Origin of the sequence: Edaphobacter bradus (genome assembly GCF_025685645.1) — a bacterium.
Classification (GTDB): domain Bacteria; phylum Acidobacteriota; class Terriglobia; order Terriglobales; family Acidobacteriaceae; genus Edaphobacter; species Edaphobacter bradus.
On sequence record NZ_JAGSYF010000008.1, the window covers coordinates 41,819 to 65,067 of the forward strand.

The 23,249-nt window shown below is 62.5% G+C and carries 24 protein-coding genes; 19 read left to right on the forward strand and 5 right to left on the reverse strand.

Features of this window, described 5'->3' with window-relative positions:
* The first annotated feature begins 53 nt into the window (after window positions 1-53).
* The 5 genes from OHL16_RS19840 (at window position 54) to OHL16_RS19860 (ending at window position 6,483) form a co-directional block, all read left to right on the forward strand.
* Window positions 54-1,247 (forward strand): DUF5666 domain-containing protein, encoded by a 1,194-nt coding sequence (locus tag OHL16_RS19840; protein ID WP_263368938.1) that lies wholly within the window; start codon window positions 54-56, stop codon window positions 1,245-1,247.
* Between the two features lie 44 nt (window positions 1,248-1,291).
* Entirely contained in the window at window positions 1,292-4,117 is a 2,826-nt protein-coding gene (locus OHL16_RS19845; RefSeq protein WP_263368939.1) for a TonB-dependent receptor, read from the forward strand.
* A gap of 187 nt (window positions 4,118-4,304) precedes the next feature.
* Window positions 4,305-5,429, forward strand: a complete 1,125-nt coding sequence (locus OHL16_RS19850) for a cystathionine gamma-lyase (RefSeq protein ID WP_263368940.1) — start codon at window positions 4,305-4,307, stop codon at window positions 5,427-5,429.
* A 38-nt stretch (window positions 5,430-5,467) separates the two neighbouring features.
* Window positions 5,468-5,911 (forward strand): protein-tyrosine phosphatase family protein, encoded by a 444-nt coding sequence (locus OHL16_RS19855; RefSeq protein ID WP_396127237.1) that lies wholly within the window; start codon window positions 5,468-5,470, stop codon window positions 5,909-5,911.
* Window positions 5,908-6,483 (forward strand): hypothetical protein, encoded by a 576-nt coding sequence (locus OHL16_RS19860; RefSeq protein ID WP_263368942.1) that lies wholly within the window; start codon window positions 5,908-5,910, stop codon window positions 6,481-6,483. Before OHL16_RS19855 ends, OHL16_RS19860 begins: the two co-directional genes overlap by 4 nt.
* Here the strand turns inward: OHL16_RS19860 and rsmD are convergent.
* Window positions 6,480-7,073 carry a 16S rRNA (guanine(966)-N(2))-methyltransferase RsmD gene (rsmD, locus tag OHL16_RS19865; RefSeq protein ID WP_263368943.1) on the reverse strand — a complete coding sequence of 198 codons (594 nt, stop codon included), beginning with the start codon at window positions 7,071-7,073 and terminating at the stop codon, window positions 6,480-6,482. The genes OHL16_RS19860 and rsmD overlap by 4 nt on opposite strands.
* 41 nt (window positions 7,074-7,114) lie before the next feature.
* On the opposite strand from rsmD, the gene OHL16_RS19870 reads away from it, so the two are divergent.
* Entirely contained in the window at window positions 7,115-8,221 is a 1,107-nt protein-coding gene (locus OHL16_RS19870) for a CBS domain-containing protein (RefSeq protein WP_263368944.1), read from the forward strand.
* Entirely contained in the window at window positions 8,221-9,105 is an 885-nt protein-coding gene (rsmI, locus tag OHL16_RS19875; protein ID WP_263368945.1) for a 16S rRNA (cytidine(1402)-2'-O)-methyltransferase, read from the forward strand. The genes OHL16_RS19870 and rsmI overlap by 1 nt, the downstream gene beginning before the upstream one ends.
* A 3-nt stretch (window positions 9,106-9,108) precedes the next feature.
* Here rsmI and OHL16_RS19880 read toward each other — a convergent pair whose 3' ends face one another.
* Window positions 9,109-9,522, reverse strand: coding sequence for a hypothetical protein (locus tag OHL16_RS19880; RefSeq protein ID WP_263368946.1), 414 nt, complete (start codon window positions 9,520-9,522; stop codon window positions 9,109-9,111).
* Between the two features lie 93 nt (window positions 9,523-9,615).
* Between OHL16_RS19880 and OHL16_RS19885 the strand changes: the two genes are divergently transcribed.
* The 4 genes from OHL16_RS19885 (at window position 9,616) to moeB (ending at window position 12,755) form a co-directional block, all read left to right on the forward strand.
* Window positions 9,616-10,572 (forward strand): PLP-dependent cysteine synthase family protein, encoded by a 957-nt coding sequence (locus OHL16_RS19885; protein WP_263368973.1) that lies wholly within the window; start codon window positions 9,616-9,618, stop codon window positions 10,570-10,572.
* Between the two features lie 3 nt (window positions 10,573-10,575).
* Window positions 10,576-11,043 (forward strand): M67 family metallopeptidase, encoded by a 468-nt coding sequence (locus OHL16_RS19890; RefSeq protein ID WP_263368947.1) that lies wholly within the window; start codon window positions 10,576-10,578, stop codon window positions 11,041-11,043.
* Window positions 11,040-11,339, forward strand: a complete 300-nt coding sequence (locus OHL16_RS19895; RefSeq protein ID WP_263368948.1) for a MoaD/ThiS family protein — start codon at window positions 11,040-11,042, stop codon at window positions 11,337-11,339. Before OHL16_RS19890 ends, OHL16_RS19895 begins: the two co-directional genes overlap by 4 nt.
* Before the next feature lie 195 nt (window positions 11,340-11,534).
* Window positions 11,535-12,755 carry a molybdopterin-synthase adenylyltransferase MoeB gene (gene moeB, locus OHL16_RS19900; RefSeq protein ID WP_263368949.1) on the forward strand — a complete coding sequence of 407 codons (1,221 nt, stop codon included), beginning with the start codon at window positions 11,535-11,537 and terminating at the stop codon, window positions 12,753-12,755.
* Between the two features lie 363 nt (window positions 12,756-13,118).
* On the opposite strand, the gene OHL16_RS19905 is transcribed toward moeB, so the two are convergent.
* The 3 genes from OHL16_RS19905 to OHL16_RS19915 are packed head-to-tail and all read right to left on the reverse strand — an operon-like array spanning window position 13,119 to window position 15,361.
* Window positions 13,119-13,484 (reverse strand): VOC family protein, encoded by a 366-nt coding sequence (locus OHL16_RS19905; protein ID WP_263368950.1) that lies wholly within the window; start codon window positions 13,482-13,484, stop codon window positions 13,119-13,121.
* A 53-nt stretch (window positions 13,485-13,537) separates the two neighbouring features.
* Window positions 13,538-14,869 (reverse strand): homoserine dehydrogenase, encoded by a 1,332-nt coding sequence (locus tag OHL16_RS19910; protein ID WP_263368951.1) that lies wholly within the window; start codon window positions 14,867-14,869, stop codon window positions 13,538-13,540.
* A gap of 15 nt (window positions 14,870-14,884) precedes the next feature.
* Window positions 14,885-15,361: a nucleoside deaminase gene (locus OHL16_RS19915; protein ID WP_263368952.1), complete on the reverse strand. Its 477-nt coding sequence runs from the start codon at window positions 15,359-15,361 to the stop codon at window positions 14,885-14,887.
* 60 nt (window positions 15,362-15,421) lie between these two features.
* Here OHL16_RS19915 and allB point away from each other — a divergent pair, with 60 nt between their 5' ends.
* From allB to OHL16_RS19955, 8 genes are read left to right on the forward strand one after another with little or no spacing between them, the layout of a single operon-like run.
* On the forward strand, window positions 15,422-16,795 hold the full coding sequence (allB, locus tag OHL16_RS19920) for an allantoinase AllB (protein ID WP_263368953.1): 1,374 nt from the start codon (window positions 15,422-15,424) through the stop codon (window positions 16,793-16,795).
* A gap of 9 nt (window positions 16,796-16,804) precedes the next feature.
* Window positions 16,805-17,314 carry a 2-oxo-4-hydroxy-4-carboxy-5-ureidoimidazoline decarboxylase gene (gene uraD / locus OHL16_RS19925; RefSeq protein ID WP_263368954.1) on the forward strand — a complete coding sequence of 170 codons (510 nt, stop codon included), beginning with the start codon at window positions 16,805-16,807 and terminating at the stop codon, window positions 17,312-17,314.
* Window positions 17,315-17,316: 2 nt separating this feature from the next.
* Entirely contained in the window at window positions 17,317-17,664 is a 348-nt protein-coding gene (uraH, locus tag OHL16_RS19930) for a hydroxyisourate hydrolase (RefSeq protein WP_263368955.1), read from the forward strand.
* Window positions 17,665-17,669: 5 nt separating this feature from the next.
* A complete protein-coding gene (gene pucL, locus OHL16_RS19935) occupies window positions 17,670-18,524 on the forward strand; it encodes a factor-independent urate hydroxylase (protein WP_263368956.1) in 855 nt (284 codons plus the stop codon).
* Complete coding sequence (locus tag OHL16_RS19940; RefSeq protein ID WP_263368957.1) at window positions 18,521-19,780, forward strand: allantoate amidohydrolase; 1,260 nt, start codon at window positions 18,521-18,523, stop codon at window positions 19,778-19,780. Before pucL ends, OHL16_RS19940 begins: the two co-directional genes overlap by 4 nt.
* A complete protein-coding gene (gene allE / locus OHL16_RS19945; RefSeq protein ID WP_263368958.1) occupies window positions 19,773-20,507 on the forward strand; it encodes a (S)-ureidoglycine aminohydrolase in 735 nt (244 codons plus the stop codon). The genes OHL16_RS19940 and allE overlap by 8 nt, the downstream gene beginning before the upstream one ends.
* Window positions 20,508-20,535: 28 nt before the next feature.
* On the forward strand, window positions 20,536-21,804 hold the full coding sequence (locus tag OHL16_RS19950) for a M20 family metallo-hydrolase (protein WP_263368959.1): 1,269 nt from the start codon (window positions 20,536-20,538) through the stop codon (window positions 21,802-21,804).
* 13 nt (window positions 21,805-21,817) lie between these two features.
* On the forward strand, window positions 21,818-23,203 hold the full coding sequence (locus OHL16_RS19955; protein ID WP_263368960.1) for an NAD-dependent succinate-semialdehyde dehydrogenase: 1,386 nt from the start codon (window positions 21,818-21,820) through the stop codon (window positions 23,201-23,203).
* The last annotated feature ends 46 nt before the right edge of the window (window positions 23,204-23,249 follow it).

Below are 23,249 nucleotides of genomic sequence, written 5' to 3' on the forward strand. Positions count from 1 at the left end.
GGAAGAGTGTGGACAGTGCAGTCTCCATGGAATCTTTTTTGAGGTCGATAACGATGCGGATGAAGTCTATCTTTCGGAGTTCAGTGTTTGCGGCCGGGCTGGTTCTGCCCATCGCACGGGGATATTGTTCTCACGCGGCAAAAGCGCAGGCGCCTGCGGCAGGCCCGGCGGCTCGGCAGCTCGGAACCGTGAAGGCGATCTCCGGGAACACCATTACGCTGGGCACCGACGCGGGAGCGCAGGTGACGGTGACGGTGGCGGATGGGGCGCGAGTGCTGCAGCTTGCTCCCGGAAGCACCGACCTGAAATCGGCGCAGCTGATCGCGATCGGCGATATCGCTGTCGGCGACCGCGTTCTCGTAACCGGCAAGGTAGCTGATGACGGCAGCTTCACTGCGGCGCGCGTCATCCTGATGAAGTCAAGCGATATCGCGCAGAAGCATCAGGAGGAGCAGGCCGACTGGCAGCGTCGTGGATCGGGTGGTCTGGTGAGCGCGGTCGACGCGTCCACGGGAGCGATTTCGATCTCTTCGGGTGTGAAGAAGGTCATGGTGAATACGTCGGCGAAGACGCAGTTCCGCCGCTACTCCGGGGATTCGGTGAAGTTCGAGGACGCAAAGCCGAGTACGCTGGCGCAGATCCAGCCGGGCGACCAGGTGCGCGTGCTGGGTGACAAGTCTGAGGATGGTGCGTCAATTCAGGCAGACGCCATCGTCAGCGGAACGTTCAAGAATCTCTCCGGAACGATCGCTTCAATCAACGCCGCAGACGGGACGCTCAGCCTGAAGGACCTTGTGACAAAGAAAAACGTGACTGTGAAGGTGACGGCTAACTCCGATGTTCGCAAGCTGCCCGAGCGGGATGCTGCGATGCTGGCGGCTCGCGCTAAAGGCGGCCCAGCCGGGAGCGCAGGCGCGGGGCAGGGCAGCGCGCAGGGCGCAGGAACCAGCGCCGGGGCTGGGCAGGGACCGCGTGGACAGGGCGGACCGGGAGGAGCAAGGCAGGGAGGTGACCTGTCGCAGATGCTGGCACAGTCTCCGACCGAGGCGCTGGCTGATCTGAAGGTTGGCGATGCGGTGATGGTCGTCGGGTCCCAGCCGGACCCGAAAAGCACGTCGGTGACCGCGGTGACGATGTTGTCCGGCGTCGAGCCGATTCTGGCGGCTTCGCCGAGCGGGTCTGCCGCGATGACGCTGTCCCCGTGGAGCGTAGGCGGCGGCGCGCCTGACGCAGGTGGGGTGCAGTAGCAGTCTTTCGTTATGAGAAATGGCGGGTTTTTTCAGGAGCAGGAATGTATCTTCGCGCAGCATTGAAGTTTCTTTTTCTCTTTTTTCTTGCCTTGGGGGCTGCGGTCGCAAACGCGCAGCAGACGGGAGCGACGGTGAGTGGCACGATCTCCGACCCTGATGGAGCGGTGATTCCGGGGGCGACGGTCACCTTGACTCCTGCCTCGGGGAAAGGAGCAGTCACGAAGTCGCAGAACGATGGCAGCTACGTCATTCGTAACCTGTCGCCCAGCACTTACTCTCTGACCGTGACGATGCAGGGCTTCACGACCGTCGTAAAGCAGGGGCTGCGCATCGCGGCAGGGCAATCGCTGACGATCGATACGAAGATGACGGTGCAGGCGGCTTCGCAGGAGGTCCAGGTCTCGGCACAGTCGGCGCAGGTCAGTGTCGATCAGGACAGCAACGCGAGTTCGACGGTCATCAAGGGCAAGGACCTCGATGCATTGTCGGATGATCCGGACGAGTTGTCGTCCGAGTTGTCGGCACTCGCGGGACCAGCGGCAGGGCCGAACGGCGGCCAGATCTATGTCGATGGATTCACGGGCGGCCAACTCCCGCCGAAGTCCTCGATCCGCGAGATCCGCGTCAACCAGAACCCGTTTTCAGCGCAGTACGACAGGCTGGGCTACGGGCGCGTGGAGGTCTTCACCAAGCCGGGTACGGACAAGCTCCATGGCTCGTTCCAACTCAACGGAAACGACTCTTCGTTCAACACCGGCAATCCGCTCCTGGATCCCACTGCCGTTCAGCCTCCGTATCACACGGTCTTCGGCTTCGGCAGCATCACTGGACCGATCTCGCCGATCGCATCCTTTACGTTGTCGGCGTCGCGGCGCTCAATCCAGGACAATACGATCGTCAACGGACAGATCTTGGCGAATCCGGCGTCTCCGACCATGATCTGCAACCCAGGAGATCTGAGCTGCGTCTCGACCTCCTATCAGTACGCCAATCCCTTTCCGCAGACGCGGCTGGACGTCAGCCCGCGCGTGGACCTCGCGCTCGGTGAGAAGAACACCTTAACGACACGGTTCCAGCTCTATCAGAGCTCACAGACAAATAATGGCGTAGGCGGATTCGATCTGCCCTCGACCGGCTACAACATCGACAGCTCTGAGTATGAACTGCAGGTAAGCGATACGCAGGTTCTGAGTTCACGCGTCATCAATGAGACTCGCTTCGAGCTGGGACGCAACCGGGATACGCAGAGGGCGCAGAGCACGGATCCGACTGTGATCGTCTCCGGAGCGTTTACGTCAGGCGGTTCGAACTCCGGCACCGTCTCAACGCACCAGAATCGTCTCGAGGTGCAGAACTACACCTCGGTCCAGTTGGCGAAGAACTTCATGCGCTTTGGCGGCAGGCTGCGTGTGAATCAGGAGTCAACCAGCACGACCGCGGGAACTAACGGCAAATTCACCTATGCCAGCCTGGATGACTATAAGAACGGAAAGCTGAGCCAGTTCAGCCTGACGCAGGTCAACGCTCCGAGCAGAGCGACGATAGCCGATGTCGGACTGTACTTTGAGGACGACTGGAAGGTGCAGCCCAACCTGACCGTGACCTACGGGATCCGGTACGAGACGCAGAACTATCTCGGCGAGCACCACGACTTTGCGCCTCGCGTCTCGTTCGCCTACGGGCTGGGTAGTTCGAAGGGGTCGCCGAAGACGGTGCTGCGCGGCGGATTCGGTCTGTTCTACGACCGCTATCAGATTTCGAACATCATGACGACGGTGCAGAGTGATGGCGTCCGGCAGCAACAGTTGATCAATAAATCTCCAAATCCGGCTTGCTCCCCAGGCAACATGACTGCGGCTGCTTGCGGTACGCCGACCACGGCCAACACAACAACGTTTACAGCGGCACCCAATCTTCGTACTCCCTATACGGTGCAGTTTGGGATCGGCGTAGATCAGCAGCTTTTCCGCGGGGCGACGATCTCGGTCAACTACCTGAATGCTCACGGAGTGCATCAGTTCCTGAGCCAGAACGTCAGCTATGGGACGCCGGCCCCGACGCAGTATCAATACCAGTCGGAAGGCGTGTTCCGGCAGAATCAGCTGATGACGAACGTCAACATCCGTAGCAGCCGGTACTTCACCCTGTTTGGCTACTACGCGCTGAACTTCGCGAACGCGGACACGGCGGGCATCAGCTACTTCCCATCGCAGCCGGGCAATATCGGCGCCGACTACGGGCGGGCGCAGTTCGATGTGCGTAACCGGCTGTTCGTTGGAGGCAACGCGACGGCGCCCTACCGGATCACGCTGAGTCCGTTTATCGTGGCGCAGTCGGGGACCCCGTATAACGTCACGATCGGCACAGACCGGAACAACGACAGCGTCTTCAACGACCGCCCTGCATTTCTGCCTGGGAAGACCTCGGCAAACTGCTCGGACGCAAGCAGCTTCTATGTGCCGGATCCGAGTGTCACCAGCTATACGCAGATTCCGATCAATTACTGCACCGGCCCCGCCTTGTTTACGATGAATCTGCGCGTTTCCAAGACCTTCGGGTTTGGACCTGAGACCGCTCGCGACCAGGGTGGGCAGGGTGGGCGCGGCGGACCCGGTGGCGATCGCGGGCGCGGCGGACCTGGAGGACCCGGCGGAATATTTGGCGGAGGCGTGAGCACTGGCCGGCGGTACAACCTTTCTTTCGGCGCTACGTTCCTGAACCTGTTCGACACGGAGAACTTATCGACACCGGTGGGAGTCTTGAAGTCGGCTGAGCTGTTCGGACACTCGACACAACTGGCAGGCAACATCTATACCAGCAATGCAGCGACGCGCCGCATTCTGCTGCAGATGTCATTGAACTTCTAGCGTCATCTCGGCTTCCATCTCTGGGTTCGGCGCCCGGCTCCGGCAACTGCGGAGGTCCCGCAGCGAAGCGGCCGTGGTTACAGTGGGCGCGGCAGTTCAATAGGCTGCGCCCCCTTGCCTTGAAGTCGTCACCACAGCTCTCTGCTGTGATCGGCCATCGAGACTTTGCTCTCGCCTAAAATCAGGTATGCGCGAAGCCACAAAGATCATTCGCTCCACGCTCACTCCCACCAAACCCGGCGAACCTCTTCACTCCGGCCCTGTCTTCGCTGCGCCGTACCACGCGCCCGGCGACGCCTCGCAGACTCCCTACACCTACGCCCGCTCGCACAACCCCACGTGGACGCATCTCGAGAAGGCCATCGGCCAAATGGAGTCCGGCGCGGATTACCGCGCCCACGCGCTTGTCTTCGCCTCCGGCATGGCCGCCACCACAGCGGTCTTCGGAGCGCTGCTGCGCCCCGGCGACACCGTGGTTCTGCCCGCAAACGCCTACTACGCCGCCCGCGTCCTCGCGCAGGAGTACTTCGCGAAGATGGGCATCACGCTCCGCCTCGCGCCCACAGCCAACAACGCGCAGGCGGAGCACCTCGAAGGCGCGAAGCTGCTCTGGATCGAGACCCCCAGCAATCCCACGATGGAGGTCTGCGACATCGCAGCGCTCTGCGACGCTGCGCACAAGGCCGGCGCTCTCGTCGCCGTCGACAACACCACGCCCACGCCGCTCGGCCAGCTCCCGCTTGCACTCGGGGCCGATCTCTCCGTCGCTTCAGACACCAAGGCGATGACCGGCCATAGCGACATCCTCCTCGGCCACGTCGCCGTGCGCGATCTCGAACTGCGCCAGAAGATCGACCAGTGGCGCACACTCACCGGCGGCATCCTCGGACCCATGGAGGCCTGGCTAGCCCTGCGCTCCATCGCCACGCTGCCGCTGCGGCTCGAGCGCTCCTGCCAGAACGCCCAGCGCATCGCGGAGTTCGTCAGCACTCGCGCAGAGGTCGAGAGCGTCCTCTACCCCGGCCTGCCTATGCATCCCGGCCACGCCATCGCCGCAAAGCAGATGCGCTACTTCGGCCCCGTGCTCAGCTTCATCCTTCGCAACAAGGCCGCCGCCGAAACCTTCCTCGCAAAATCGAAGCTCCTCACCGAGGCCACCAGCTTCGGCGGCGTCTCCACCTCCGCCGAGCGCCGCGCCCGCTGGGGAGGCGACGACATCGCCGAGGGCTTCATCCGCCTGAGCGCCGGCTGCGAGGACATCGAAGACCTCCTCGAAGACATCGCTCAGGCGTTGGACGCAATCAAACAGTGATAGTGGGCCTTTACTGGATTGCTCCCCAACTCGCGATTGTGCCCAGACCCAGAGGCGGCGACGGGCTGGAAGATGAGATGTTGGCTCTTCACCAGGCCGGAATTGATGTTGTCGTCTCTATGCTCGAAAGCGAAGAGGCTGCGGACTTGGGATTGCAGGAAGAAGAAAATGCCGCTGTTAATGCGGGAATTTCCTTCATTAATTTTCCTGTTCCGGATCGGAACGTCCCACTCCATGTTGAAAACTTCGTGAAATTCCTGTCCGAACTTGAAAGTGAATTAGCAGCTGGCAGACGGATAGGTATTCACTGCCGCGCTAGTATAGGCCGATCTTCGGTTGTCGCTGTCAGTTTACTGATCCGATCCGGAGTTTCATCGGAGGCGGCGTGGACACAAGTATCCATAGCTCGCGGATATCCTGTCCCTGACACAAATGAACAGCGTTCCTGGGTCAACCTCAACATGAAGGCGAACCCCTCATGATCGACAACTCTTTCTCACATAGCTGGACCGCTGAGACTCTTAAATCGGCCCCACTCATTGCTCCAGCACGCCACTTCACCTACCCTCGCCAGATCGCTGGTGAAGAAGACGCTCTCGAGCGAGGAGCACTCCAACTCCTCGTCCGGCCCGCAGATGGAGGCACCTTCCTCGCCACCTGCGCCCTAGGCTTCACCGATCCCACCATGCCAACGGGAGTCTTCTCCTGCCCCAACCTTGACGAACTCTGCGCCGTCGCCGGAGGCTACGCCTACATCCTCGACACGCTCCACCCCGAGCGTTCAACGCACATCCCCCTCAAGCCAGTCGTACACATCCACCCTCTCCCGCAACACCAACTTCTCCTCTTCGTGGGCTTCCACACCATCCTCGCCTGGGGAGCGCACGGCGAGGCATGGCACACCGGCAAGCTCAGCTGGGAGGGAGTTCGCATCACCGGAGTCGAAGCCGACACGCTCCATGGCACGGGCTGGAACCTCCTCACCGATCAGGAGCGCCCCTTCACCGTTGATCTGCTCACCGGCCATCATCTGGGCGGCGGCTGGAAGACCTAGGACTTGACCTCATCTTCCGCACTTAGCAGAGGTATCGCAAAGAAGCTGAGCGCCGCGTCCCCCTGCTTCACTACGCGCGTCCTCTCCAGCGCGCCGTATTGCTCCGCAAGCGACGTCTTGCTTCTGTGCTCTGCGATCACTAGCGCGCCTTCCGCGAGCAGCAACCTTCCTCGTGCATTCCCTAAGAACTCAAGCGTCCGCGCATACTCTGCCTCGGCCTCGTAGGGTGGGTCGAGAAAGACGATGTCTGCCACCAATCCCTGCTTGCTCATCCGCTCCAGCGCTGCGGCGGCACTGCGAACCTCAAGCGTGTAGCCGCCGCCGATCTTCAGCGAAGCAAGGTTCGCACGAATCACCTTAACTGCCGGAGCCGCGTCCTCGACAAACCACACCTGCGCGGTTCCACGGCTCAAAGCTTCGATCCCCACCGCGCCCGTTCCGGCGTAGAGGTCAAGAAACCTGCTGCCCTCGATGCGGGGCGCGAGGATGTTGAACAGCGTCTCGCGCAGCCGGTCGCTGGTTGGCCGAGTGTCCATCCCGCGCGGCGCTGCCAGTGGACGTGAGCGATAGGTTCCTGCGATGACGCGCATCTTTCTCCGGAGGCCTTGAGCCTGAGAATACAATTGTAGATATGCGAGGGTGGTCGTTTCCTATCGGAAGCTTTCTCGGCGTGGATCTCCGCATCCACACCTTCTTCCTTCTTTTGCTCGGTCTCGCCGTCAGCTACTCGTCGGTCTCTGGCACGAGCGGCGGGCGCGGCTTCTGGCTCTGGGTGCTGCTTCTGATCGCCGTCGCCGTCCGCGAGATCGCGCGCGCCGTCGCCGCTGCATGGTATGGACTGGAACTGCGCAGCCTGCTACTGCTCCCCACCGGAGGCCTTCAGGCCTACGCCACGCCCGAAGCAAGCGAGCTGGCCGCCACGCCCGAGATGCAGAAGCGCCTCGCTATCGTCGGCCCCATCGCCAACATCGGCTTCGGCCTTGTGCTGGCGGCGATCATCATGGTTCTCGCGCCGAAGATCAATCTCTTCGAGCGCCCCTGGATCACGCCCTCGCACCTGCTTCGCGGCTTTGTCTGGATCAACCTTCTGCTCGGCGCTGTCAACTTCCTTCCCGTCTCGCCGCTCGATGGAGGCCGCGTCTTTCGCGGCGAGTTCGCCAAATCGCGCGGAGCCATCAAGGGCATGCGCGCCGCCGCCGGGCTGGGCCAGGCCATCTCCTTTGGCCTCGTCATCGCAGGGTTGGTGATCCCGAATATGTGGCTCGTCATGATCGGCCTCTTCCTCATGATCGGCTCCCACATGGAAGACCAGGGCCTGCTGTTCCAGAGCGACACTGACGCCGTGCGCATGCGCGACGTCATGCTCACGCAGTTCAGCACGCTCTCTGCATCGGACACGCTCGAGGACGCGCTGCAGCACTCCGTCCACACCCTGCAGGATGTCTTCCCCGTCGTGCGCGGGCCCAATCTCGTCGGCTCCGTCTCGCGCCAGGGCATCGTCGAGGCGCTCGAGGCCGAGGGCAACGGTTACGTGCAGGGCGTTATGTCGCGCTCCTTCCAGACGGCCCAGCCTGACGACTCCCTGGTCAAGACGCTGCGCCGCATCATGGCGGGGCAGGGCGTCCAGATGGTTCCCATCATCGAAGGTGACCGCATCGTCGGCATCATCACGCCGCAGAATCTCGCCCACTCCATTGGCATGCTCAACCAGCGCCGCCGTCTGCGCTCACAGGAATAATGCCCGAAGACCGTCAGGCCGAAGCGCAACCCTTGGCTCCCGGCCTCTATCTCGTCGCCACACCCATCGGCAACCTTGAGGACATCACCCTCCGCGCCCTCCGCGTGCTCACAAGCGCAGACCGCATCGCCTGCGAGGACACCCGCCAGACCCAGAAGCTGCTCAACCACTTCGCTATCCGCACCCCCACCGTCAGCTACCACATGCACAACGAGGCTCCGCGCACCGTGGAGCTGATCGAGCAGTTGAAGCACGGCGCGCGCATAGCCGTCGTCAGCGACGCAGGCACGCCCGGTATCGCCGACCCCGGCTCGCAGATCGCCGCCGCGGCCATCGCTGCCGGCATCCCCGTCTACCCCATCCCCGGAGCCAACGCCGCTCTCAGCGCGCTCATCGCCAGCGGCCTCTCATCGGAGCGCTTCACCTTCCACGGCTTCCTCCCCGCAAAAGAGGGCCAGCGCCGCACCGTACTGGAGCATCTCTCCCGCACCGGCGAGACCCATATCTTTTACGAAGCTCCACACCGCATTGTGGGCACGCTGGCCGACATCGAGGTCACCTTCGGCCCCGATCAGCCCATCGTCCTCGCGCGCGAACTCACCAAGCTGCATGAGGAGTTCCTTCGCGGCCCGGTCAGCGAACTCCACGCCCAACTCAGCGCACGCCAGTCTATTCGCGGAGAGTTCGTTCTCCTTCTCGCTCCCGCTGCGGCAGACGCTGCCGCCTCGCCGCGAAGCCAAAGCATCGCTGCAGAGGTCGCGGCTCTCATGCAGTCGGAAAACCTCACCGAAAAGGACGCACTCAAGCGCGTAGCCCGCGAACGCGGTATCGGCAAGAGCGAGGCCTACCGCGAGCTGCAACGCGAACAGAACCGGCTTCGCTGAGCCTTATTCGCGGCCCTTCACGCGGTCGTAGTGGTAGAGATCGCTGGTCGTCCCCAGCGACTCGTTGTAGAGGCTCGTCGCGCCGATCGCCTGCTTCAACTCTTCGCTGAACTCATGAAGCGACCGAAGATGGTCCGCAGTCGCGGGAATCTCCACTTTGCTTGTCTTGAAGAACTTCTGGTAGCCGCGGTCGAGCAGCCGCGCGATCTCTCCATTCAGCACCCACCCCGGACGCGACAGGATCTCTGGCGTGCCGTCGGCAGCGGGAGCGATCTCGGCCGCACAGCCATACTTCCTTACCTGAACGGCATTCGGGACGCGCTTTGCACCCTCCTGCGCAGGTGCAACATCGAATCGTTGACTGCCAAGGATGGAGAGCGTGTCGTTAAAGGTCGGTAGCTGAGACTTTTTCGCCATGAGTGCCATACGTTAGACTTAACTCTCGCATAACCTCATGGCCGTCTTCAAACGGCGCTGTTACGAATCAATTGCAGAAGACATCGAATGAACATGATGACCACCGTCAAACCGCTCGGCACCACCATCCTCGAACGCGTTGGCAACACGCCACTTGTGCGTCTCGAGGGGCTGACGGCTCATCTCCCTGGCATCCAGATTCTCGGCAAGGCCGAGTGGGCGAACCCCGGCGGCTCCGTCAAGGACCGCGCAGCATCGGCCATCGTCACCGACGCGCTGAAGCGCGGTCTTATCGGCAGCGCCCGCGGCTCAGATGTGGCTAAGGGCCTGCTCGACGCCACCAGCGGCAACACCGGCATCGCCTACGCCATGTTCGGAGCGGCGCTCGGCTTCCCGGTCACACTCTGCATGCCGTCCAACGTCTCGCCCGAGCGCAAGAAGTACCTCGCCGCCTACGGCGCCGAGATCGTCTGGACCGACCCCGCCGATGGCTCCGACGGCGCCATCCGCAAGGCCCGAGAGCTGGCCGCCGCCGAACCCGGCCGCTACTTCTACGCTGACCAGTACTCCAACGACGAGAACTGGCGCGCCCACTACTGCACCACCGCCAACGAGATCTGGCAGCAGACCGAAGGCCAGATCACGCACTTCGTCGCTGGCCTCGGGACCTCCGGCACCTTCATGGGAACCACCCGCCGCCTGCGCGAGCTGAATCCGAAGATCCGCTGCATCTCGATGCAGCCTGACTCCGCCTTCCACGGCCTCGAAGGCCTCAAGCACATGGCCACGGCGATCGTCCCGCGCATCTACGATCCCGCGCTCGCCGACGCCAATATCGACATGGACACCGAGGTCGCCTACAAGATGGCCCGCACCCTCGGCCGCAAGCACGGACTTCTCGTCGGCATCTCCTCCGGCGCCGCCGTCGCTGCCTCGCTCCAGGTCGCCGAGCAGGAGGCCGCCGCCGGACGCGAGGCCGTCATCGTCACCATCCTCCCCGACTCCGCGGAGAAATACATGAGCGACCGCTTCTGGCTGGAGAAAGACTAGCCCATGCTGCACATCGACTACGCCAACTACCAGGCCCTGCGCGCCCACGGCGAGGAGACCTACCCTCATGAGTGCTGCGGCGTCCTGCTCGGCAAGTCCGGCCCCGACGGCAACAGCGTCCAACAGATCGTCCGCGCCGGCAACACCCGCACCGACTCCGCGCACAACCGCTACAACATCGCCCCGCAGGAACTGGTGAAGATCCAGCGGCAGGCCCGCGGGCTCGGTCTCGACATCGTCGGCTTCTACCACTCGCACCCCGACCACCCCGCGCAATGGTCCTCCACCGACTTCGCCGAGGCCCACTGGATCGGCTGCTCCTACGTCATCACCTCTGTGGAGCAAGGCAAGGCCGCTATCACCAATTCCTTTCTCCTAACCGGAACCACCGAGGAAGACAAGAAGTTTCAAGATCAACCCATCGAGATCGACGTCGCCGCCGAAACATCTCAACAGAAAGGCAAGGCATGAACATCCACATCCCCACACCGCTCCGCGTCTACACCGGCGGAGCCGAGACGGTCAGCATCCCCGGAGGCACCATTACCGAGGTCTTCACCGCGCTCACCGCCCAGTACCCCGAGCTCAAGCAGCAGCTCTTCACCGCCGACGGCAAGCTCCGCTCCTTCGTCAACGTCTACTTCAACGACGAAGACCTCCGCTACCTCCCGGCCAAAGAAGCCACTCCCGTCACCTCCACCGACGAACTCACTATCATCCCCTCCATCGCCGGCGGCTGTTGTACCTGTTGTCCCCTCCTTTTTTAGTTCCCACCACAGTTGTCATTCTGAGCGCAGCAGCCTGCCCTGAGCGAAGTCGAACGGGAAGAACCCCCGTATTTCGCGTCGGTTGCCGATACCGCTGGGGTGCCCCATCCTTCGCGAAGGGTGGGAATGAATCCGTTCCAATGAGCCATTCCTGAAGCAAAAGCATCTAGAATTAAAAAGAAACAGGTAAACCCAATGCCAACCGCCATCGAAGAAGCCGTAGAACTCCCGAAGCTCTCGAACGAAGAGATCGCCCGTTACTCTCGCCACCTCATCCTTCCCGAGGTCGGCATGGAGGGCCAGCGCAAGTTGAAGGCCGCGAAGGTCCTCTGCGTCGGTACCGGAGGCCTCGGAGCCCCGCTCGCCCTCTATCTGGCTGCCGCTGGCGTCGGCACCCTCGGCCTCATCGACTTCGACGTCGTCGACGAGTCCAACCTGCAGCGCCAGATCATCCACTCGCAGTCCACCGTCGGCAAGCTCAAGGTCGACTCCGCCGAGCAGATGCTCAAGGGCCTCAACAAGAACGTCAACATCGTCAAGCACAACACGATGCTCACCAGCGCCAACGCGCTCGAGATCTTCAAGGACTACGACGTCATCGCCGACGGCACCGACAACTTCCAGACCCGCTACCTGGTCAATGACGCCTGCGTCCTCACCGGCAAGCCCAATGCGTACGGCAGCATCTTCCGTTTCGAGGGCCAGGCCTCTGTCTTCGCCACCGAGGAAGGCCCGTGCTACCGCTGCCTCTACCCCGAGCCGCCACCGCCCGGCCTCGTCCCCTCGTGCGCCGAAGGCGGAGTCCTCGGAATCCTCCCCGGCCTCGTCGGAGTCATCCAGGCCACCGAGGTCATCAAGCTCATCCTGGGAATTGGAGACCCCCTAATCGGCCGTCTCCTGCTCGTCGACGCGCTCGGCATGGGCTTCCGCACCCTCAAGCTGCGCAAGAACCCCAACTGCCCGGCCTGCGGAACCCGCGAGATCAAAGAACTCATCGACTACGACCAGTTCTGCGGCATCGAGAAGCCAACCTCCGTCGGCCCACTTGAAGTCGCCCGCGACAAGGCCGTCGCCGACGCTTCTGTCGTCGATGGCATCCCGCAGATCTCCGTCGAGATCCTGAAGAAGAAGCTCGACGCGAAGGAGAACATCTTCGTCCTCGACGTCCGCGAGCCCCACGAGTATCAGATCGCGAACCTCGGCGCCCCTCTGATCCCCGTAGGCTCCATCGAGTCCCGCATCAGCGAACTTGCCGCCCACAAAAACGACGAGATCGTCATCCACTGCCGCTCAGGAGCCCGCAGCCAGAAGGCCGCCCTCGCCCTCAAAGCCGCTGGCTTCACCAATGTCTCCAACCTCACCGGAGGCATCCTCGCCTGGGCCGAAAAGATCGACCGCACCATGCCAAAGTACTAAGCCTCCACAGTAATGAGAAAAGCCCGAGCGTGCCTCGGGCTTTTCTTTTTCATCGAAGGGCATCAGGAGTCGCAATCCGTACGGCCTGGCGTTTTCGCACCCTGTCAAGCCCCCAAACCACTCAACTCCTTCAGAACAAAACCAGTTCCACGTGGCAGAGTAGTTCCACGAAACTGCTAGAATAGAAATAAGTGAGAAAAAGCCCCGGACTGACTTCGGGGCTTTTCCATTTCTGTGCCAATAACTCATTTGTTGTGAATATCTTGCCCGTAACCCGCGTAAATAGAATACCTTGCAGTGGAAGTCCGAGCCTAAAGCATTATTTTTGAAGACACTGCACAAATATGTGGGGAGGGGGACCCCTCAGGCAGGCTGCTGATAAAGCCCGAGGATGTTCCCGGCTGGGTCGCGAAACCGGGCCGTGATCTCCGGAGCGTCGGCTCCAATCGGCTGCACGATTTCGCCGCCGTTGGCCAGGACGGACTCCACGGTCGCGGCGACGCTGTCGACCATTACATAGATCAGCAGACCTACCGACGTCATCGGCGGCCTGCCGGTCACAAACGCGCCGCTCACCTCGCCGACGCCATCGTCGAACGCGATCGATCCGTCGCCGCGCTGCCGGATCCTCCAGCCGAAGACGCGGCTGTAAAACTCGGCCGAGCGGGAGATATCGGTCGAGGGAACCTCGACGTAGCAGATTTTGCCATTGGCGATCCTAGGTCGCATTGCAACCTCCAGGCGAGGGAATCAGCAGCGCTCGCGGCCATTGTAAGCCAGCCTTACTCCGGCTTGTCCTCAGGTACCAGGATCTGCAGGCACAGCGGCCGCTCAAGCATACAGTCGAGCCTGGCGATCGAGTTCATTGCCTTCTCAATCGTCGAGGTCAGGCACGGCTCGGTCGTCACGACAAACGGCAGCTTGTGCTTCGGATAGCCCGGCCGCTGCAGCAGGGAATCGATGTTCGCGCCAACCTTGGCCAGCGCGCCCGCAATCGCCGAGACGATGCCCGGCTTGTCATCCACCACAAACCGCAGGTAGTGCGGAGCCAGGAACTCACCCGTCACTGCGCGCTTCCTCGCCGGCAGACGCACTGCCGTCGAGTTGTGCACCACGGCCAGCAGGTCCGAGACAACAGCCACTGCCGTAGGCTCGCCGCCCGCGCCGTGGCCTGAAAAGACAACGTCGCCGCCGAAGTCGCCGCTCGTGACGACCATATTGTGCGTCCCGTGCGACCAGGCCATCGGTGACGTCAGCGGAACCAGCATCGGAGCCACGCGCGCATGCACTACGCTGCCATCCACCTGCGCCCGCGAGACCTGCCGGATCGTGCAATTAAGCTCCTTGGCGTAGGCAAAATCGATCGCCTCGACAGCGGAGATGCTCTGCGTCGCCACCGCATCCGGATCGAGTTCCGAGCGCAGCGCGATCCGCGAAAGGATGCACAGCTTCGCCCGCGCGTCGTAGCCATCGACGTCCGCCGAGGGATCAGCCTCGGCATAACCAAGATGCTGCGCGTCGGCCAGCACCGTCGCGTAGTCGGCGCCCGACTCCATGCGGCTTAGGATGTAGTTGCATGTACCGTTGACGATGCCGCTCAGCCGAGTGAGCTTGTCGCCGCCCAGACCCTGCTGCATGCCGGGAATCACCGGTACGCCGCCCGCCACCGCCGCGCCGTAGACCAGATGCACGCCATGCTGCGCCGCCAGCCTCTCCAGGCTCGCCCCGCGGTAAGCGATCAACTGCTTGTTGGCTGTAACGACCGACTTGCCCGAGCTGAGTGCCTTGCGAATCCAGCCCTCTGCCGGGTTGAGCCCGCCCATCAGCTCGACTACGACATCTACATTGGACTTGAGCACATCGTCGATGTTCTCAGTCCACACAACCGAAGCCGGAACCGCCTTTGCCGCAGCAGTATCGCGCTTCCGTGCCACATTGCGATTGAAAATATGCGTCAGCTCTATTCCGGAAAACTTCGCCGTCGCGAGAACCTTCGCGACCGAGCTGCCAACGGTTCCGAACCCAAGCAGCGCAACCTTAACTCCACGGTCCGCACTCTTCTTCGCGGCTTTCTTCGCAATCCTGGCCGCCTGCTTCTTCGCTTTCGTTGCCATGTCTTCGTCGTTTTCCTAGTAGTCGATTCTGTTCACAGCACTGGCGCGCCAGGCGTCGAAGCTCTCGATCGCCTTGTCGCGCAGAAGAGTTGTCGTTGGGATCGTGCGCTCAGCTACGGGCCGCTTCACCTCGTCGTACAGAAACGCATCGTCAAAGCCCGCGTCCGCGGCGTCCTTCGCGGTACCGCCGAAGTAGATAGCTTTGCAGCGCGCCCAGTAGATCGCCGCGAGGCACATCGGGCAGGGCTCGCAGCTCGTGTAGATCTCGCAGCCCTCAAGGCTGAAGCTCTTGAGCTCTGCGCAGGCGTTCCGAATCGCCGTTACCTCGGCGTGGGCCGTGGGATCGTTGGTCGCGGTCACGCGGTTCGCACCCGTGGCGACGACCTTGCCATCGCGCACAATCACCGCGCCGAATGGGCCGCCGCGGCCTGACGTGACGTTCTTCGTCGCCAGTGCGATCGCCTGTTCCATAAAGATCGGATTGCCTTGCATTCAGATCGATATCCTTGGCGTAGATTCAGCGAGGGGAGAGTCGCGAGATAATCCGATTATATGGCACATGCCTTCGTCTCCAGCCGCGTCGTTACACCTGAAGGAACGCGCCCTGCAGCGCTGCTCGTCGAGGGCGGCAACATCATTGCTGTCTGCCAACGCGCCGAGATTCCCAGCGATGCAATCGTATACGACTGCGGCAGCGACGCCATCCTTCCCGGCCTGGTCGACACGCACGTCCACATCAATCAGCCTGGACGCACGGAATGGGAGGGCTTCCGCACTGCGACCCTCGCCGCCGCCGTCGGAGGTTACACCTCGCTCGTTGATATGCCGCTCAACTGCCTGCCTGAGACCACTACCGTCGCGGCCCTTGAAGCCAAGCGCCGCGCCGCGCAGGGCGAGTGCTTCGTCGATTGGGCTCCTTGGGGCGGAGCGGTCGCCGACAACCAGCAGCACATCCTGCCGCTGGCTCGCGCTGGAGTCCGCGGCTACAAGTGCTTCCTCATCTACCCCGGCTGCGACGGCTTCACCATGATCAACCAGCAGCAACTCGAAGCCGCGCTGCCTGCAATCGCCGAGAGCGGCCTGCCGCTGCTCGTTCACGCTGAGCTTGCCGGGCCCATCGACGAGGCCGCGCAATCGCTCACGAACGCAGACTGGCGGCGCTACGTAACCTACCTCGCCTCGCGGCCGGACGAGGCCGAGCTGGAGGCGATTCGCCTGATGATTCGTCTCTGCCGTCAGTACAAGTTTCATCTGCACATCGTGCATCTCTCCACAGCGCTCGCGCTTGAGGATCTCCGCGCCGCGCGTGCCGAAGGCTTGCCGATCACAGTCGAGACATGCCCGCACTACCTCCACTTGGCCGCCGAAGGCATCCCCGACGGAGCGACGGTGCTCAAGTGCGCTCCGCCCATTCGCAGCGCGCAGAATCGCGACGCGCTGTGGCACGCGCTGGAGCGCGGAGACATCGACATGGTCGTCACCGATCACTCGCCGTGCCCACCGGAGATGAAGCGCGCCGAGACCGGCCGCTTCGACCTCGCCTGGGGAGGTATCGCGAGCCTGTCGCTTGCGCTCTCTGTGATGCATACGGAATGCGTGCAACGAGGCTTGACGCTCGATCGCCTGACACGCTGGATGAGCTCGGCTCCAGCGGCTCTTGCAGGCCTCAGCGGTTACGCTGGAGCCCTGAAGGCCGGTCGCGAGGCCAGCTTTGTTGTCTTCGACACCGAGGCCCGCTTCAGCGTGACGTCAGACCAGTTGCACTATCGTCATCCAATCTCGGCCTACATGGGTGAGACGCTGCGAGGCCGCGTCAAGGCGACCTATCTTCGCGGAGAGGCCATTTATTTCGCGGGCAGGAACACAGACAGTAATGGCGGCCCGTTCACGTCTGTGCCACTGGGGCGCGAGATCGCGCTATCCTGATCCACACCCATGAATCCGGTCCTCGCAAGATGGAACGTGCTCGATGTCGAATCCGCCGCTCGCGAGATTCTGCCCTGCTGCGGATCGCAGGCATGGGCTGAGACGCTCGCCGCGCGACGTCCCATCGCTGATGAGGCCGCGCTGCTCGACTCATCGAACAACATCTGGCTCGCGCTTGGCGAGAGCGACTGGCAGCAGGCCTTCGACAGCCATCCGCGGATTGGCCAGCTGCATGCAGTGCAGGCTACGGCGCAGTCGCTGCGCTGGTCATCGGAAGAGCAGAGCAAGGCATCCGTCGACGAAGCTGCAAAGCTCACGCTTGCGGAGGCGAACCGCCGCTACGAGCAGCGCTTCGGCCGCATCTTCATCGTCTGCGCCACTGGCAAGACATCTGCCGAGATACTCGGCATCCTGGAATCACGCATGAACAACGATGCCGCCAACGAACTCCGTGAGGCAGCAGAACAGCAACGCCAGATTACGCAGCTTCGACTGCGCCGCTGGCTGGAGTCCAACTGACAATGGGAATCTCAACTCACATTCTCGATACTGCAATCGGCCGCCCCGTTGCCAACGTCGCGCTCAAGCTTTTCGAGTTCCACGACAATCCGGCGGGCGGTGCCTGGCACGAGATCGGCTCCGGCCGCACGGACGCCGACGGACGCTGCAAGACTCTACTCGGTTCTCACCCGCTGTGCGCCACTGACTACAAGCTTTACTTTGCCACATCGGAGTACTTCTACTCGCAAAAGCTCACCGGCCTCTATCCTTACGTCGAGGTTGTCTTCACCATCGCCGACCCCAGCCAGCACTATCACATCCCGCTGCTGCTCACCGCTAACGGCTACACAACTTACAGGGGAAGTTAGAACGCATGATTGAGCTTGCTGAAAATCGCTACGGTAAATCTCGTGTTCGCCTGATGAAGGTGACTCGTCATGCGCATGGCAACGACCTGCGCGAATGGAGTGTGCAGGTGCTGCTGAAGGGCGACTTCGACTCAGCGCATCTCGAAGGCGACAACAGCAAGATTCTTCCCACCGACACGATGAAGAACACGGTGTACTCGATTGCACGCTCATCGAGCGCCACCACAATGGAGGGGTATGGCCGCGAGCTTGTCGACTTTCTGCTCGGCCGCAATCCGCAGGTCAGCTCCGCCGCCGTCACCATCGAGAGCGTTCTGTGGAAGCGCCTCACTGTAGATGGCGATCCGCATCCCGATACCTTCATGCGGGGCAGCAGCGAGGTACAGACGACTCGTGTGGAGCGCGCGCAGAATGGCGCCTTCGAGATTCACTCCGGCCTCGAGCATCTCGTTATCCTCAAGACCGCGAAGTCTGGATTCGCGGGCTACATCAAGGATTCGCTCACGACGCTAAAGGAGACGAATGACCGTCTCTTCGGTACCGCTCTCCGCGCCGAGTGGCGCTACAACACTCAGGCCCTCGACTATGACGCTGTGCGCTGCGGGATACGCGAGACCATGCTCGCGACCTTCGCCGAGCACGACAGCAAATCTGTGCAGCAGACGCTCTTCGCGATGGCCCAGGCGGCGCTCGAGGCCGTCCCGCAGATCGACGAGATCGAGCTTACGATGCCGAACAAGCACTGCCTTCTCGTCGATCTCTCGCCCTTCGGCCAGGACAACCCCAACGAGATCTTTGTGCCGACAGACGAGCCGCACGGCACCATCGAGGCGCGCGTCCGACGCAGGCCCACGGCATGAGTGCTTCGCCCAGCGTTGGACGCGGAGAGGAGATCGTCGCCCGCTGCCGTCAGATCGCCGCGTTCACCGAGGTCCCCGGCGAGATTACGCGTACATTCCTCTCGCCGCCGATGCGTGATGTTCATACGCTGCTACGCCAGTGGATGGAAGCGGCTGGAATGCGCGTCGGCATCGACGCAGCAGGCAATATTCGCGGCCTCTATCCCGGAACTGCGCCGGATTCGCCGCGCCTGCTCATCGGCTCGCACCTCGACACTGTGCCGAATGCGGGGGCGTTCGATGGCATTCTGGGCGTTGTCCTCGGCGTGGCAGTCGTCGAGCAACTGAACGGCGCGAAGCTGACCTTTGCCATCGAGGTCGTCGGTTTCTCCGAGGAAGAGGGCGTGCGCTTCGGCAAGCCATTCCTCGGCAGCCTCGCGCTTGTCGGCAAGCTCGACGCTGAACTTCTCGCTCGTCCTGACGCTGATGGAGTTACGGTCTCCGAAGCCATCACAAGCTTCGGTCTTCGCGTCGAAGATTTGGCCGCCGCGAAGTTCGCGCCCGAAACCTTTGCCTATCTCGAGTTCCACATCGAGCAGGGGCCCGTTCTCGAAGCGGAATCGGCGTCTCTTGCCGTCGTTGACGCGATTGTTGGGCAGAGTCGCTTCGAGCTTACCTTTACCGGGCAGGCAAACCATGCCGGGACTACGCCGATGCGCCTGCGCCATGACGCTCTGTCGGCTGCTTCGGAGTGGATCGTCAGCGTAGAGGCCCACGCGCAAATTGTCCCCGGCCTTGTTGCAACCGTCGGCAAAATCCATGCCGAACCCGGTGCCGGCAACGTGGTCCCCGGTCGAGTGACTGCCTCGCTTGACGTCCGCCACGCCGTCGACGCTACGCGCAACGACGCAGTCACCACGCTTCTGCAAAGCGCCGCCTCAGCCGCTGCGAGACGTGGCGTGGAGCTCAACTCGCGTCTTCTGCTCGATCAGACCATCGTGCCAATGGACTCCCGGCTCACCAGGCTCCTTCACGCCGCCGCGCAACAGGCTGGGTATCCCTCGCGCATGATGTCCAGCGGAGCCGGGCACGACGCTATGGTCATGGCTCCCCACATTCCCTCGACCATGCTCTTTCTCCGCAGCCCCGGCGGGCTGAGCCATCATCCCGATGAGGCTGTGCTGCCCGAAGATATAGACGCAGCGCTCGCAACGGCGATGGAGTTCTTGGCGCTACTGCGCGATGATAAGAATCTGCTCACGGACTACCATGCATAATCTCGGCCACACACGCAGCACCAGTCAGCGCGACCATCTCCTACACACGCCGGACACCTTTGTCCGCGCCGAGCTTCCCGGCATGAAGAAGGCGACCGCCGTCGTTCACATCTCGCCCGCTGGAGGCGCGGCCTTTACCCAGTACACGGCCGAGTTTGAGACCGACGGCGTCCTCGGCTCGACGGAGGCGCAGCGCTTTCTCTACGTGCTCGAAGGCGCTGCCACCCTGACGACTGGGAACGGCACGGAGACGTTGTCGCAGAGCGGCTATGCCTACCTGCCTGCCGGTGTACGGCATCAGCTCAAGGCTACGTCTACCACGCGCGTCGCAGTCATCGAGAAGCCCTACAAGCCGCTCTCCGGTGCGCCGATTCCGGAGGCTTTTCTTGGCGAGGAGAGTGCCGTCGCCTCCACCGCGCTCAACGGCGATCCTGATCTGCAGGTCCGTGCGCTGCTGCCCGGGGACTCTGGCTTCGACTTCGCCGTCAACACGATGACCTACAGCCCGGGCGCGGCACTCAGCATGGTCGAGGTGCATGTGATGGAGCACGGCCTGCTGATGCTTGAAGGCGGTGGCATCTATCGCCTCGGGGACTCGTGGTATCCCGTCACTGCCGGAGACTTCATCTGGATGGCGCCGTACTGCCCGCAGTGGTTTGGAGCTATTGGCAAGAAGCCCGCGAAGTACCTCATCTACAAAGACTGGAACCGTCACCCGCTCAGCTAGACTCTTGAACCGGACAGGTACTCGAACCATGCAGATCCATATCGACGAAGCCCGTCTCCTCAACGAACTCCAGACGCTTGCCACCTTCACCGGCGTCGAGCCCGATCCCAAGGGAACGGCCGTCACTCGCATCGTCTTCTCGCCCGACGACCTCCGTGCACGCGCCTGGCTCAAAGAGATCGCTGTCAAAGAGGGTTTTACGATTCGTGAAGATTCTGTAGGCAACACGTTCATCCGCTGGGTCGGCGCGGAGCCGCAGCTTCCTGCGGTCGGAACGGGATCGCACCTCGATGCCATTCCCCACGCCGGTATGTACGACGGTACGGTGGGCGTTCTCGGCGGCCTTGAGGCTATGCGCGCTCTCAAGAGCAGCGGACTTCAGCCGCGTCGATCGATCGAACTGCTCCTCTTCACGTCCGAGGAGCCGACGCGCTTCGGTATCGGCTGCATCGGCTCGCGTCTTCTCTCCGGCACGCTTGATCCCACTCGCGCCGACTCGCTGCGCGAGGCCAACGAGCCCGCCGATACTGCGCGCAGCCTGGCGGAGGTTCGCTCTGCCGCAGGCTTCGCGGGCTCACTCGCATCGGTGGTTCTTCCGGCCAATTACTACCATGCGTGGGTTGAGCTGCATATCGAGCAGGGACCGTTGCTCGAGCGCGAGGGGATTCCCATCGGCATCGTCACCAACATCGCCGCGCCCGCCAGCTACCGCTTCACCATTACGGGTTTCGGAGGTCACGCTGGAGCGCTGCTGATGCCCGACCGCCGTGACGCTCTCTGCGCTGCCGCCGAGCTGATTCTCTCCGTGGAGAAGCACACGCTCGCGACTGGAGCGATCGACACCGTGGCCACGGTCGGAACCTGCGACGTGTATCCCGGCGCGGTCAACAGCGTCCCTAGCGGCGTCATTTTGCAACTCGATATCCGCGACACCGATCCGGCGAGGCGCGAGTCTGTTATGCAGGCCATTCGTGCTGACATTGAGGAGCTTCGCCGACGCCGCAACGTCACCATCGCCGAAGAGTTCATCAACGCCGATCAGCCCGCGCAGTCCTCGGAACATATCGTTCAGGTCCTCGAAGACGCTTGCGCGGCGAACGGCATCCCGTACAGGAAGATGGTGAGCCGCGCGTATCACGACTCGTCCTTCATGGCCTGCATCGTGCCTATTGCGATGATCTTTATCCCGTGCCGCAATGGCGTCAGCCACCGGCCCGACGAGTACGCTGCGCCATCCGACATCGCGCGCGGTACCCGTATCCTCGCCGAAGCGCTTGCTAAGCTAGCATCGGAGTAATTCTTCACGACGCATGGCCATCGAATCCATCAATCCCGCAACCGGCAAACTTCTGCGCAGCTTTGATCCCTTGTCCGAGCAGGCGATACGCGACAAGCTCGCTCTCGCAGCGCAGGCCTTCGCAGAGTACGCACGGGTTCCGCTCGAGCATCGCGCCCTGTGCATGCGCAAGCTCGCCTCCATTCTGGAGCACGAGACGGACGATCTCGCTGCCGTCATCACGCTCGAGATGGGCAAGCCGCTGCATGCCGCGCGACAAGAGGTTTTGAAGTGTGCCACGGCCTGCCGCTACTACGCCGACAACACCGCGCGCATCCTGATGCCGGAGCCCATCCCGACGGAGAACCACAGCTACGTCCGCTGGGACCCGCTCGGTGTCATCCTCGCGGTCATGCCGTGGAACTTCCCGTTCTGGCAGGTGTTCCGGTTCCTTGCTCCAGCGCTGATGGCTGGAAATGTGGGCCTGCTCAAGCATGCCTCCAACGTTCCTCAGTGCGCTCTGATGATTGAGTCGCTTGTCCGCCGCGCAGGATTTCCCCGCGGCGCCTTCCAGGCTCTGCTTGTCGAAGCCCGGCAGGTCGAGAGCGTCCTCTCTGACCCGCGGATCGCAGCGGTTACTCTTACCGGCAGCGAACCTGCGGGCCGCGCCATCGCCGCGCAGGCGGGCTGGCTCATCAAGAAATCGGTGCTCGAGCTTGGTGGCAGCGATCCTTTTATCGTGATGCCCTCGGCCGATCTCGATCTCGCAGTGGAGACTGCCGTTCGTGCGCGCCTGGTGAACAGCGGCCAGTCCTGCATCGCGGCCAAGCGCTTCATCGTTGCTGACTCCATCTACGATGCCTTTGAGTCCCGCTTTGTGGCCGGCATGGAGGCCATGCGCATCGGCGATCCCATGAAGGACTCGACCGACATCGGTCCTCTGGCAACGCCGCAAATCGTCGCCGACCTCGAGGCCCAGGTGAAGATCGCGGTTGCTGCTGGGGCCCGGCTCCTTACCGGTGGCGAGCGTATGATGGGCGACGGCAACTACTTCGAGCCGACGGTGCTTGCAGGAGTTCCACGCAAATCGGCCGTCTACCGTGAGGAACTCTTCGGCCCCGTGGCGATGCTCTTCCGCGTGCGCTCGCTGGAGGAGGCCATCGAGATCGCCAACGACACTCCCTTCGGCCTGGCTGCTTCTGCCTGGACCCGCGATCCTGCGGAGCAGCAGCGGTTCGTCTCAGAGCTTCAGTGCGGGGCAGTCTTTCTGAATGCGATGGTCGCGAGTGATCCCCGGCTGCCCTTTGGCGGCATCAAGCACTCCGGCTATGGTCGCGAGCTCTCCGCCGCGGGGATGCGCGAGTTTCTCAATGCGAAGACGGTCGTCATCTCCTCGGCTAATCCTGCACGGGAATCCTGACGGCGTACTTCCTGAGCACATTCTGTCTGGTTTCAGCTAAGCTACG